8 protein-coding genes and 4 pseudogenes are annotated in these 11,778 nt (G+C 69.6%); 4 read left to right on the plus strand and 8 right to left on the minus strand.

Annotated features, from left to right (window positions below; all coding sequences use genetic code 11):
* Positions 1–57: 57 nt before the first annotated feature.
* The 5 genes from ACIQK6_RS06460 to ACIQK6_RS06480 form a co-directional block, all read right to left on the minus strand.
* Complete coding sequence (locus ACIQK6_RS06460) at positions 58–2,457, minus strand: glycoside hydrolase family 65 protein (RefSeq protein WP_329096226.1); 2,400 nt, start codon at positions 2,455–2,457, stop codon at positions 58–60.
* The gene (locus ACIQK6_RS06465; protein ID WP_329096227.1) at positions 2,454–3,206 is read right to left on the minus strand and encodes an HAD-IA family hydrolase; all 753 of its coding nucleotides are present in this window, start codon (positions 3,204–3,206) and stop codon (positions 2,454–2,456) included. Before ACIQK6_RS06465 ends, ACIQK6_RS06460 begins: the two co-directional genes overlap by 4 nt.
* Positions 3,203–3,874: a helix-turn-helix domain-containing protein gene (locus tag ACIQK6_RS06470; RefSeq protein WP_402694432.1), complete on the minus strand. Its 672-nt coding sequence runs from the start codon at positions 3,872–3,874 to the stop codon at positions 3,203–3,205. Before ACIQK6_RS06470 ends, ACIQK6_RS06465 begins: the two co-directional genes overlap by 4 nt.
* 5 nt (positions 3,875–3,879) lie before the next feature.
* Positions 3,880–4,956, minus strand: a complete 1,077-nt coding sequence (locus ACIQK6_RS06475) for a zinc-dependent alcohol dehydrogenase family protein (protein ID WP_402694433.1) — start codon at positions 4,954–4,956, stop codon at positions 3,880–3,882.
* 290 nt (positions 4,957–5,246) lie between these two features.
* The gene (locus tag ACIQK6_RS06480) at positions 5,247–5,696 is read right to left on the minus strand and encodes a universal stress protein (protein WP_329096232.1); all 450 of its coding nucleotides are present in this window, start codon (positions 5,694–5,696) and stop codon (positions 5,247–5,249) included.
* A 203-nt stretch (positions 5,697–5,899) separates the two neighbouring features.
* Between ACIQK6_RS06480 and ACIQK6_RS06485 the strand changes: the two are divergent.
* The 3 genes and pseudogenes from ACIQK6_RS06485 to ACIQK6_RS06495 form a co-directional block, all read left to right on the plus strand.
* Positions 5,900–6,163, plus strand: a pseudogene (locus ACIQK6_RS06485) (MBL fold metallo-hydrolase); the annotation flags it as partial.
* Between the two features lie 397 nt (positions 6,164–6,560).
* Positions 6,561–7,328: an MBL fold metallo-hydrolase RNA specificity domain-containing protein gene (locus ACIQK6_RS06490; protein ID WP_402694434.1), complete on the plus strand. Its 768-nt coding sequence runs from the start codon at positions 6,561–6,563 to the stop codon at positions 7,326–7,328.
* A gap of 195 nt (positions 7,329–7,523) precedes the next feature.
* Positions 7,524–8,178 (plus strand): annotated as a pseudogene (locus ACIQK6_RS06495) (CBS domain-containing protein).
* 654 nt (positions 8,179–8,832) lie between these two features.
* Here the strand turns inward: ACIQK6_RS06495 and ACIQK6_RS06500 are convergent.
* Positions 8,833–8,997 (minus strand): annotated as a pseudogene (locus tag ACIQK6_RS06500) (pirin family protein); the annotation flags it as partial.
* 514 nt (positions 8,998–9,511) lie between these two features.
* Here ACIQK6_RS06500 and ACIQK6_RS06505 point away from each other — a divergent pair.
* A complete protein-coding gene (locus ACIQK6_RS06505) occupies positions 9,512–9,958 on the plus strand; it encodes an OsmC family protein (RefSeq protein WP_329096236.1) in 447 nt (148 codons plus the stop codon).
* A gap of 102 nt (positions 9,959–10,060) precedes the next feature.
* Here ACIQK6_RS06505 and ACIQK6_RS06510 read toward each other — a convergent pair.
* Together ACIQK6_RS06510 and ACIQK6_RS06515 are read right to left on the minus strand one after the other, a co-directional pair.
* A pseudogene (locus tag ACIQK6_RS06510) lies at positions 10,061–11,020 on the minus strand (PEP/pyruvate-binding domain-containing protein); the annotation flags it as partial.
* 317 nt (positions 11,021–11,337) lie between these two features.
* The gene (locus ACIQK6_RS06515) at positions 11,338–11,622 is read right to left on the minus strand and encodes an SHOCT domain-containing protein (RefSeq protein ID WP_329096238.1); all 285 of its coding nucleotides are present in this window, start codon (positions 11,620–11,622) and stop codon (positions 11,338–11,340) included.
* Positions 11,623–11,778 lie beyond the last annotated feature (156 nt).

Genomic DNA, 11,778 nt, shown 5'->3' on the forward strand with positions numbered 1-11,778 from the left:
TCCTGCCGTGATGCGGGAAGTGGGCCAGTTGCTGACCGACGAAGGACGGATGCCTCCTCAGGCCGTATGCAGACGGAACCAGCGCTGTTGCCCCGGGGCCACGCTCGCTCTCCGGCCGCCCGGCAATACGAGGCACACGGGCCCGAACCGCGACGCGGGGACGCTGATCCCGAATCGGCCCGGCAGGAACCGGGCGCGGATGCCCCGATGCCCGCGGTAACAGAAAGTGAAGGTCGAGCGGGGTACCTCGCTCAGCGGAACGGGATCCACGCGGAGTCCGTCCGAGCAGGCCTCCAGCCCCACGACGACGCGCTCCACGAGGTCGAGGGTGCCGCCCATGGCACCGAGGTGGATGCCCTCGCCAGTCGTGCCGCCCTGAATGTCGGTGACATCGCCCAGCAGCGCCTCCTGGCAGAGCGGCCAGGCGTCCTGGCCGCTCAGACGGGCGAGGACCCAGCCGTGGACCAGGCTGCTGAGCGTCGAGCCGTGACTGGTGCGTGCGAGGTGGTACGAGACGGTCGCTCGCCAGGTGTCGTCGTCGAGGGCGTAGCCGAGCCGGGCGAAGATCTCGTAGAGCTCGGCGGGTCGGAAGAGGTAGCCGAGCATGAGGGTGTCGGCCTGTTTGGACGCCTGGTACCGGTTGACCGTGTCGCCCTCGGCTTCGAGGATGCGGTCGAGGCGGCGGATGTCGTGATATCGGGAGCGGTAGGCGTCCCAGTCGAGTTCGGCCAGGTCGCCGTAGCCTTCGAACTGGCTGACGATCCCGCGGTGGAAGGGCACGTACAACCGGTCTGAGATCTCCTTCCACCGGTCGAGGTCACCGTTGTCGAGGCCCAGCTCCGCGGCCAGTTCCCTGCGACGGGCTGACGGCAGTCCGGCGTACAGCTCCAGGGCGCGGGCCAGCACCCACGCGGCGGTGACATTGGTGTAGGCGTTGTCGTCGATCCCGGGCGTGCTGGAGTCGGGGTAGGCGTCGTGGTATTCGTCGGGTCCGAGGACGCCCCGGATCCTGTATCGCCCTCGTGCGGGGTCGTACGCGGCTGCACTGGCCCAGTAGTGGGCGATGCTCAGCAGCAGTTCGGCACCGGGTCCCTGCATGAACCCGGTGTCGCCGGTGGTCTGACCGTAGCGCCAGACGTTCCACGCGATGGCCGATCCGACATGGCGCTGCAGATGCGAGTGGTCGGGCAGCCATCTGCCGGAGCGCGGATTGAGGTGCAGCGTCTGCGTTTCCTCAGCTCCGGAACTGCCGCTCTGCCAAGGGAACATGGCCCCGGCGAAACCGGTGCGGCGCGCGGCGTCGCGGGCCGGTGACAGTCGGCGGTACCGGTACATCAGGCAGGAGCGCGCGACTTCCGGGAAGTGCAGGGTGACGTAGGGCAGGACGCAGACCTCGTCCCAGAAGACGTGCCCGCGGTAGGCCTCTCCGTGCAGGCCCCGGGCCGGGACCCCCACGTCGAGGTCGGCGGTGAACGGGGAGAGCGTTTGGAGGAGGTGGAAGGTGTGCAGGCGCAGGATCCGCCCTGTTTCACCGGGGACCTCCAGTTCCCCATCGGACCAAAGTCGTTCCCAGGCGGCCTGGTGGGTGGCGAGCAGTGCGGGAAAGCGCGGTGCGCGAGAGGCGTGGTCGACGGCACCCTGCAGTGGCTCTGTCGCGGGCCGGTCGAGCGACGTCCGCAGGGCAGCGGTCTTCAGCACCACGGCGGGCCTGCCTCGGGAGATCCGGAGGACGAGTGTCTGGACGGCGGACGTGGCGGTGCAGGACACGGCCACGGGGCTGGGGGGCCGCGACGAGACACGTACGGCAAGTCCTATCCGGATCCGCGACGAGGTCGTCGTACAGCCCAGCCATGCGACGCCTTCCGGCTCGACACCGACGTGGTGGCCAGTGAGATGGCGGCCGTCGAGATCGCGGTAGCGCTCGACACCGGTATTCGTGATGTCTCCGTCGAGGACGGACTCGACTTCGACTGTGCCGGTCCAGCCGTAGGCGTGGAACACGGTGCGCTGCGCGGCCAGGTACGGGTCGCCCATGTGGACGAGCCGGGTGTGCGTGACACCCAGTCGGCGGCCGTGCGGGTCCTGGAAGAGCATGCGGCGCGTGAGGGTGCCCCGACGCAGGTCGAGGGAGACCTTGCAATGGCGCAGGGTGGCGTCGTCGGGTGTCAGCCAGTCGCCCGGCGATCCGCCCTCCGGCAGACAGCGGTAGCGCAATGCCGTCCAGTCGGGGAGCCGGACCATGTCCTCGTTGGTGACCTGTGCGCCTGCCACGGTCGAGACGAGACGGTCGTAGCAGCCAGCGACGTAAGTCCCCGGGGAGTGGACGGTGTCGGCCTCAGTCTCCGGTGCCGATCCCCGCGTGGCGAACCGTCCGTTGCCGAGGGTGCACAGGCTCTCGACGACCCGTTCCGTCTTGGGGTCGTACCTGCCGAACTCCCAGGCCCAGGAGTTCGTCATGGCGCCTGCCCGCGAAGTACGGCGGGCAGAGCAGCCAGGTCGGCCAGCACGAGGTTCGCGCCTCCTACGCGCAGAGCGTCGGCCCTGTGCGCATCGGGCGACCTGTCGATGCCGACAACCAGGCCGAAACTCCCCCGGCTGCCGGCCTCCACCCCGGCGATCGCGTCCTCCACGACCGCCGTGTCCTCGGGGACGCTGCCCAGACGGGCGGCCGCTTCGAGGAAGAGCGCGGGATCGGGCTTGCCGGCCAGGCCGAGTCGTGCCGCGTCCTCGCCGTCCACCAGAGCGTCGAAGAGGCTCGCGAGGGCTGCGGACTTCAGCAGCGCGGCGGCGTGCCGGGACGAGGACACCGCCGCGTACCGCACGCCTTGGGCCTTCAGTTCGTTGAGGGCCGGGTGGACATCGGAGAACGCCTCCACCGCACGGGAGCGGAGGTTCTGAGTGAAGATCTGCTCCTTCAGCGCGGCGACCGCCCGGACTGTGCCGCAGCCAGGCGTGTCCCCGCGCTCGCCCGGCGGCAGATCGATCCCCCGGGCGCCCAGGAAGGCGCGGGCCCCGTCGACACGGGATTTTCCGTCGACCAGATCCCGGTATTCACGATCGGCGTCGAAGGGCTGCTGCGTCGCGCCGTCCGCGGCCCAGACCTCCAGGCAGTCGTCGAAGGCGGTCTTCCAAGCGGCCGCGTGGAGCACCGCGGAATCGAGCAGGACGCCGTCGGTGTCGAAGACGACGGCCCGGATCGGCCTCACCGACGGGCCACGCGCCGGCCGGTGACCCGGACGGGGTTGATCGACATCCAGTGCGTACGGTGGCCGCCCGCCCAGGGCAGGGAACGTGCGAGGGCGTCCAGGCGTTGCAGGGCGTCGCCGTCGGTGACCCCGGCGACTTCGCCGACGGCCATCACGCTCCAGCCCTGCTTCATCGCGTCGTCGATGTGGTCGACTTCGAAGGCCACCTCGGTGCCGGCGGCGCCGGCGAGCAGCGCCTCGCCGGAGGTCCGGAAGGCGATGTCGTCCCCGGCGACGACGTAGTTGACCGGGAAGATGGCGGGTCCTTCGGCGGTGAAGAGTGCGACGCGGCCGATGCCATGGGTCGAGAGCAGCCGACGGCACTCCGCCTCGCCGAGCTCCACGAGTTCGGAGTCCAGCCAGGCACTCCCGCGGCCCGGCGGTTGATCGGTGGTGGCGCCGGTCAGTTCGGCGACGGTCGTCCCCAGCGCGTCGGCGAGCCGTACCAGCGAACCGCTGCCGGGGTTGGCGGCCCTCTCCTCCAGGTAGGCGATGTACGAGGCGTCCGCCCCGCAGCGATCGCCCACCTGCTCGCGGGTGAGACCGAGCTGTGCGCGCCGGGCGGCGATGCGCCGGCCCAGGTCGGTGTGTCCGACTTCCTGTGCGGGCTTCGGTGCCGTGCTGGGCATGACGGTCACTTCCCCGGGGTCTGCGCGGTCAGGGTGTTGTGCTGGGGGCCGCCCAGCGCCACCTTCAGGGCTCCGGTCTCGGCTGCCCGGGAGAAGACGTCGTACGCCTCCTCCATCTGCCCGAGCTCGAAGCGATGAGTGATCAGCGAGGCCGCGGGGAGACGGCCGGCGGCCATCATCTTCAGCAGCATCGGTGTCGAGTAGGTGTCGACGAGGCCGGTGGTGAGGGTGACGTCCTTGATCCACAGGTCTTCGAGGTGGAGGGTCGCCGGCTTGCCGTGGACGCCGATGTTGGCGACGTGGCCACCGGGGCGGACCATCCGCGTGCACATCTCGAAGGCTTCCGGCACGCCGACCGCCTCCATGACGACGTCGGCGCCGAGCCCGTCGGTCAGGTCCTCCACCAGCCGCTCGGGCTGCTCGTCCGCACGTGCCGTCGCGTCCGCGCCCAGTTCGCGGGCGGCGGCCAGCCGGGAGTCGGCGAGGTCGACGGCAATGATCCGGCCGGGGCTGTAGAGCCGGGCGGTGGCGATGGCGGCCAGGCCGATGGGGCCGACACCGACCACGACCACCGTGTCGCCGGGCTGCACCTTGCCGTTCAGGACGCCCACCTCGTAGGAGGTGGGGAAGATGTCGGCGAGCAGCACGGCGTCATAGCTGTCGACGGCGCTGGACAGCGGGTGGACGGAGAGGTCTGCGAAGGGGACGCGGACGTACTCGGCCTGCGTGCCGTCGATGGTGTGGCCCAGGACCCAGCCGCCGCCTCCGCGGCACTGGCCGTAGTGGCCTTCCCGGCAGAACCGACAGCGGCCGCAGGAGGAGATGCAGGAGATCAGCACCCGGTCGCCGGGGCGGACGCTGCGGACGTCGCCACCGGTCTCGACGACGGTGCCCACCGCTTCGTGACCCAGGATCCGGCCCGGGGTCACCTCGGGTACGTCGCCCTTGATGATGTGCAGGTCGGTACCGCAAATGGTGACCGCGTCGACGCGGACCACCGCATCGGCGGCGTCCTTGATGCTCGGGTCCGGAACGTCCTGCCAGGAGGTCTGTCCGGGCCCGTGGAAGACGAGTGCCTTCATGATGCCGCCCTTCCCTTCCTGTCTCGTCAGGTGTCGGTACCTCCAGCCTGACTTCTTGGGCGGCAGCGTGCACGGGCCGGACGGCCCCGCATCGGGGCCGGTCGGGCCCATGCCGAGGGCCGTGCGGGATGGGCGAAGCCGCCGGGGCTCACCCCGACCGGTGCTCCGCCGGCGTCACCGAGACCGTTCGCCCCGCCGGCCCGGTCTTCCGGTGAAGGGCGTCGGCAACCCGGCCGAGGTCCCGACAGGCGTGCGCGAAACAACCCGCACTCGGCACGTCCGCCCGGAGATCATTCGACGGGTACGTCAGGCCGGATGATCGTCACCGGGCAGGAGGCATGGAGCGCCACCTGAACACTCACGGAACCGAGCAGGGCCCTGCGGAAGCCGCCCCGGCCCCGGCTGCCCACGACCAGCATGTCGGCGCCCTCGGCTGCATCCACCAGGACCTCGGTCGCATTGCCTCGCACCAGGCGCTGGTGCACCAGTGACCCGCCCTCCTCGCCGAGGACCGTACGGACCTCCTCGACCAGGCCTCGCTCGGCCTCCTCCTCGTCGAACACGGTGTCCACCGCGGGGGCCGACCACGAAGCGGCACCGGGCACGTCCCACGCCGCGACGGCCTCCACCTTCCCGCCCACGAGGCCTGCGTACCGGACCGCCCAACGAAGCGCGGCCCGGGAGGACGGCGAACCGTCGACTCCCACCACGATCTTTGGAGCCCCATCCTGCCTGTCCATCGCGTTCACCTTCCGACGCCGGTACATCCACAGTCTCCGAACCCCACGCACACCGCCACGCGACACGGCGGAACGTCACCGGCAGGCCGCACGTATGGGCCGGACGGCCCTCAGCCGGAGGCCTGCCGGGCCCCTCCCGGCGGCGGGGTCCAAAGTGGATGGTGAAGGCCACGGCCGGACCCTGACCCGAAGGAGGGCTGGTCATGACGGAGTCGGCCCTGAGCACCCCTGCCGCCCCGACCCCACGCCCTGCCCTGCTCCGGTTTCTGGGTGGTGTGCGGACGGTCACCGGCAGCAAGTTCCTGGTCGAAAGCGACCACGCCAGGGTCCTCGTCGACTGCGGGCTCTTCCAGGGTTTCGCGGACCTGCGACGGCGCAATTGGCAGAAGCTCGCCTGCGACGCCAAGGACATCCACGCGGTCGTCGTCACCCACGCGCACCTCGACCACTGCGGCTACCTTCCCCGCCTGGTCCGGCACGGCTTCCGCGGCCCGATCCTGACCAGCGCCCACACGGCCCGTCTCGCCGAGATCGTCCTCCGCGACAGCGCCCGGCTCCAGATGGAAGCGGCCCAGCACGCCAACGACCACGGCTGGTCCAAGCACCAGCCCGCCAAGCCCCTCTACGACGACAACGACGTCGACCAGACCGTGAAGTTCTTCGACCCTGTGGAGACGGGAGCCGAGGTCGAGATCATGGGCGGCACCCTGCTGAGGCTCACCACGGCGGCCACATCCTCGGCTCCACATGGGCCCACCTCACCCTGGAGGACGGCCACACCCTCGCGGTCAGCGGAGACCTCGGCCGCCCCGGCCCCCCCTCCTGCTGCCGCCGGAACCGTTCTCCGGCGCCGACGTCCTTCTCATGGAATCCACCTACGGCGACCGCAGCCACGACAGCGCAACGGCTCAGCGGGAGTTCGGCGCCGTCATCTCCCGAGCGCTCTCGCGCGGTGGCACCGTCGTCATCCCCGCCTTCGCCATCGACCGAACCGAGGTCGTCCTGCACGAGCTCGCCGGCTTGCGGCGCGACGGCACGCTCCCCCGACACGTCCCCGTCTACGTCGACAGCCCCATGGCACTCGCCGCCCTCGACGTCTACCGCGAAGCCCTGCGCAGCCATTCCCCCGAGCTGCGGCCCGAGGCCCTCGCCCAGGGCGAGGCCGCCATCAGCCCGGACCCCTTCCTGGCCGCCCGCAGCGTCCAGGAATCCATCGACATCAACAACAGCACCGGCCCCGCGGTCATCGTCTCCTCGGCCGGCATGGCAACCGGCGGGCGGGTCCTGCACCACTTGCACCGGATCCTGCCCGACCCCCGCAACGCGGTCGTCATCGTCGGGTTCGCCGCCGCCGGCACCCGCGCCCGCAACCTCGTCGACGGCGCCCGGACCCTCAAAATGTTCGGCGAGTACGTGCCCGTCCGCGCCGAAGTCGCCGACGTACCGCACTTCTCCGCCCACGCCGACGCCGGCCAGATCATCGACTGGCTGCGCAACGCCCCCGCCCCGCACACCACCTACCTCGTCCACGGGGAGGAGTCGGCGGCGGAAACCCTGCGCGACCGCATCGACCGCGAACTGGGCTGGACGGCTGTCGTACCCCGCTCGGGAGAGGGCGTCCTCGTGCGGTGACCGGGACCGGTCGGCCCTCGGGATGTGTACCGCCAGGCCCTCCCGAAGCCCGTACCGCAGCAGTCAACCTGAGGGGGAAAGGGCTGGAGGCACGGCATGAACACGGTGTGGAGTCCGCTGGGGAAGGGGTCGCCGAGAGCCGCGCCTCCGCCTTCCCGACTTCCCCGCCCGCCCGCCCGCGACGAGGACGCTGCCATGACCTCAACTCCGTACACCGTCAACGACGTCATGACCAAGAAGGTCATCGCCTTCAGCCCCGACGCCGGATTCAAGGAGATCGCCACCGCCATGGAACGGTGGAAGGTGAGCGCCGCCCCCGTGGTCGAAGGCGAAGGCCACGTCGTCGGCGTCGTCTCCGAGGCCGACCTCCTCCCGAAGGAGGAGTTCCACGACCACCGTCCCGGCATGATCGAACAGACGCGCCACCTCGGCGACACCGCAAAGGCGGGCTCACTCAGGGCCGAAGAGCTGATGACCACCCCGGCCATCACCATCCATCCTGACGCCACGCTCCCCCAGGCGGCCCGCCTCATGGCCGAACGCCACGTGAAGCGGGCTCCCGGTCGTCGACGCGGACGGCAACCTGAAGGGCATCGTCAGCCGCGCCGACCTCCTCAAGGTCTTCCTGCGCTCTGACGACGCACTCACCGAGGAGATCAGGCGCGACGTGGTGCACCCCCTCTTCCCCGTCTCCCACAACCATGTCCAGGTCACGGTCTCCCAAGGTGTTGTCACCCTGACCGGACAGGTACGGGACACCGGCCTGATCCCGGTGGCAGCACGCCTCGCCCAGGCCGTGGAGGGCGTCGTCGACGTGCGCTGTCGGCTCGAACTCGTGCACCCGGCTTGAGCGCCTTTCGGGCGGGCTCGGCATCCCGCGATCGGCTCAGCGTCCGGTTCGCGCCGCCTCAACAGCGCACGGGCCGCTGCGATCCCGGGCATCCCGGGCGTGGCCCGGCGACCATCTCGACCTCCTGACGGACCACCACACACCGGTCGGGTTCTCCGACCGCATGGACGCGGTCACCCGATTCCGCAACGAGGGCACTCCCTTGGGACATCCGGTTACCCCAGAGCCGTAGGCCTCCCGTGCTCACACGGCACGCCGTGACCGCCTGCCGGGGAGAACCGGACACGCGAGGCTCTTGTCACCTGTTCACAAGACAGGCCACGTACACACGCGCGTACTTCAGCGATGGATCGGACGTCTCGGGCGGATCCACCGACGACGTCGAAGGAGACGGCCGCGCAGCTGCTGCCGCCACTGCCCTTTGCAGGCAGGGCGACCCGACGCAACCCGAGACCGAATCTAACTACTCGTCAGTAAAGTCAGCAAAAGGTCAGCAATCGTCCGACCGAAGTTGACTACAGCCTGCAACACGTGAGGCTCGGCGACCGACACTGGAGGCCGGCAGCCCACGTCCGGCAGCCTTCATCCCGAAGCCGAAAGCGGAGGATCGGTCCCGAGTGGCGCATCTAGCCCCGGTCCGCACAAATGAGCAGGTCAACGCACCCTTCCCCTGGCTTTCAGATGCGCCGACGGGAGCTCGGGGGCCGGAATCGGAGGGCCGTCGTAGCCCTTGACCTCGCCGAATCGAGTCCCGTTCATCCAGTCTTCCCGGGCCTTCGCGATATCATCGTGTGACCGTCCGATCCAGTTCCAGGACATGGCGATCCTCGAGAGATCCGCCACCTGCAGGCCCATCCCCAACGACGCCGACAGGGAAAGGCCAGCGATCCACAGCCAAGATGAAGATCCATAAAGGCCCTCAGCCACCGGCATCACGTGCGCGTACGTCTCGTGGGTGACACGCGGATCCCGGCGCCCGAGCCACTCGGCCCATGTCCGGTACCGGTACGCCCTCGGACAGTCCAGCTGAGGCCAAGAAGTGGCGCAGGCGCTACGGGGAGAGCGCCTCGTGATCCCCGTGCTCTGCTTGGCTTGCGCCTCAGGCGGTCGACGAGCGAGCCTGCAGGGTCTGCCCCACGAGGAACTCGACGCGATGGGCCACTCGGGTTCATTGCGATCCGGAGTGACTCCCATTATCACGCGCGGACGCGCCAAAAACCACGCGCGCCACCGCCCGGGTGTGCAGGAAACGATGATCGAGGCTTCCTGCCCACGCCCACAGCCGACGGATCGCCCACAGTGGCAGCAACCGACCGGAACCGGAGGTACCGCCATGACCGACACTGCACCGGAAGGGACTGGTAAGCCGCTGCCCGGAGAGGCTCACCGGCTCGATGTCACCCACGTCGAAGGTGACGTCTACGTGGTCGACGTGCGCGGGCACCGCCTCCGTGTCGACCAGCCCACGGACGCGGGCGGGGCGGACACCGCGCCCACACCGACCGAGCTGTTCGCAGCGTCCCTGGCTACGTGTGTCGCCTTCTACGCGGGGCGCTACCTGCTCCGCCACGGCATGCCGTGCGACGGGCTGGGCGTGCGGGCGGAATTCGTCATGGCCACCGACCGCCCCGCTCGGGTGGCCGCGGTGCGCATGGTGATCGTGCCGCCGCCGCAGCTGCCCGAAGAGCGGCGCGCGGGCCTTCTCGCCGTCGCCTCGCACTGCACCGTCCACAACACGCTCCAGCGATCGCCGGACATCGGCATCGAGCTCGCACCGTAGCCGCCCCGCTCACAAGGCGGGCGGACAGGCATCGTCGGCCGGGGCCTCGCCGCCGACGGTCCGTCGCCAGGTAGGAGTGAGGCGACGGTGCGGCTATTTCGCGCGCCGGCCCACATGGGTTTCGAGCAGCCACAGGGTGCCGTGTTCGATCGTGAACTCGATGTCGCACACATCGCGGTAGTGCTCTTCCAGCTGCTCCACGTACGTGGACAGGCGATCGAACGAGGCCGGGTCCAGCGTGGCCAGCTCCTGAAGCGGCAAGCTGTCGCGGACGCCCGAGACGACTTCCTCGCCCTGAGCGTTCGGCAGGTACTTGCCGTACAGCCCGGGACTCCCGGCGGACGGATCGCGGCTGAACACGACGCCGCTGCCGGAGTCAGCTCCGAAGTTACCGAAGACCATGCTCTGGACGGTGACCGCCGTCCCGGAACGGAATGTGGTGAGGACCGCCTGCCACAGCTGTTCGACCGGGTCCTGCGGAAACGCCCGCCCCGTGCGTTCGAGAATGAGGTCCTTGAACGTTTCGACAACCCGTATGAGGTCGCAGGTGTCCAGCCTTGAGTCGTCCGCGACCTGGTGCTGCAGCTCAATTCGCCGGAGCACGTCTTCGAACAGTGAACTTTCGACACCCATGGCCGTACTGCCGAACATCTGCACAAGACGTCGGTAGGAATCCCAGCCGAACCTGTCCCGGTCGGGCACCCTGGCCAGTCCCAGCACGGACAGGTCATTCAGGCCGATGTCCAGGATGGTCTCCGTCGTGCCCGGCATGAAGTGCCCGGCACCCGCCCTGACCGACAGTAGAAGCGGGTTGTCCACCTGCCCCAGCCTCTTGCCGGCAGCCTGCTCCACCGCCGCCAAGTGCTCGCTGACCTCGCCTTCCAAGCCCTCCGGCGGCTCACCGGTGGCCAGGAAGGCACGGCAGGCATCGGTGGTGATGGTGAAGCCTGGCGGAACCGGCAATCCCAGGCACGTCATCTCCGCGAGATTCGCGCCCTTACTTCCGAGGAGCGCGGCCATGCCCCGGCCGCCCTCGTTGAAGTCGTACACGTACGAACCCATCCCTGCCACCAACCCCTTCGTCGCCCCCTCCTCTCGGGGGTGCTGATCGTGTCCGCGCGGACACGCGTCGTGCCGCGCGAACGCAACCGCCGGATCCATGGAATGCGCTGCCTTCTCTGTTCTCAGTCTGTCTGGCCGGTCGGTCGGCCTCCAGGAGGGGCCGGTGGGCCCTTCCTGGGGCCAGTGGGCCAACTCCCCGCCTACAGACTCGATATCGCGACCCTTCATCTGCGGCCTGCCTCCGCCCGCCCTCCGTATAGAGGATCGCGATAACCGCACGCCGCCTGTCGCAGCCTGCACCGTCCCCGAGGGAGGGTTCAGGTCTCTCCCGGACCCGGCCGACCGTGCCCTGGCCCGTGCGCGCGCAGTGCGGTCAGACGTTGTTCGTACTCTTCTTCGTCGATCTCGCCTCGGGCGAACCGTTCGGCGAGCACCTGCTTGGCGGAAGGCGCAGCCGGGGGCCGCACTGGGCCCGAGGGGAAGCGGTCGACACTGCGGAGGAGCAGTGCGACTCCCGCGACGGCCAGGGCCACGAGGAGGACCATGCTGAACGTCATGGCGACCCAGCCCCATCCGCCCATTCCGTGGTCGTACCAGAACATGGCTCACGCTCCTGTTGCGACGGTCTGGGACACGGCCCGCAGGGCATGTCCCCCATGTCCTCACTGTCCGTCGGCCCATGTCGTCCGGGCATGGGCTGGTCGGGGTCGCAACCAGGGCCGTTAGTCCTATGCTCAGGGCCGTGTCCGCCTCCAGAC

The sequence above is a fragment of the Streptomyces sp. NPDC091682 genome, from assembly GCF_044756625.1.
In the GTDB taxonomy this organism is placed as follows: domain Bacteria; phylum Actinomycetota; class Actinomycetes; order Streptomycetales; family Streptomycetaceae; genus Streptomyces.

Bases quoted from the DNA above. Each gene is read 5' to 3' on its own strand.
- ACIQK6_RS06460 (WP_329096226.1), bottom strand. From the start codon at position 2,457: ATGACGAACTCCTGGGCCTGGGAGTTCGGCAGGTACGACCCCAAGACG.
- ACIQK6_RS06470 (WP_402694432.1), bottom strand. From the start codon at position 3,874: ATGCCCAGCACGGCACCGAAGCCCGCACAGGAAGTCGGACACACCGAC.
- ACIQK6_RS06475 (WP_402694433.1), bottom strand. From the start codon at position 4,956: ATGAAGGCACTCGTCTTCCACGGGCCCGGACAGACCTCCTGGCAGGAC.
- ACIQK6_RS06480 (WP_329096232.1), bottom strand. From the start codon at position 5,696: ATGGACAGGCAGGATGGGGCTCCAAAGATCGTGGTGGGAGTCGACGGT.
- ACIQK6_RS06490 (WP_402694434.1), top strand. From the start codon at position 6,561: ATGGAATCCACCTACGGCGACCGCAGCCACGACAGCGCAACGGCTCAG.
- ACIQK6_RS06505 (WP_329096236.1), top strand. From the start codon at position 9,512: ATGACCGACACTGCACCGGAAGGGACTGGTAAGCCGCTGCCCGGAGAG.
- ACIQK6_RS06515 (WP_329096238.1), bottom strand. From the start codon at position 11,622: ATGTTCTGGTACGACCACGGAATGGGCGGATGGGGCTGGGTCGCCATG.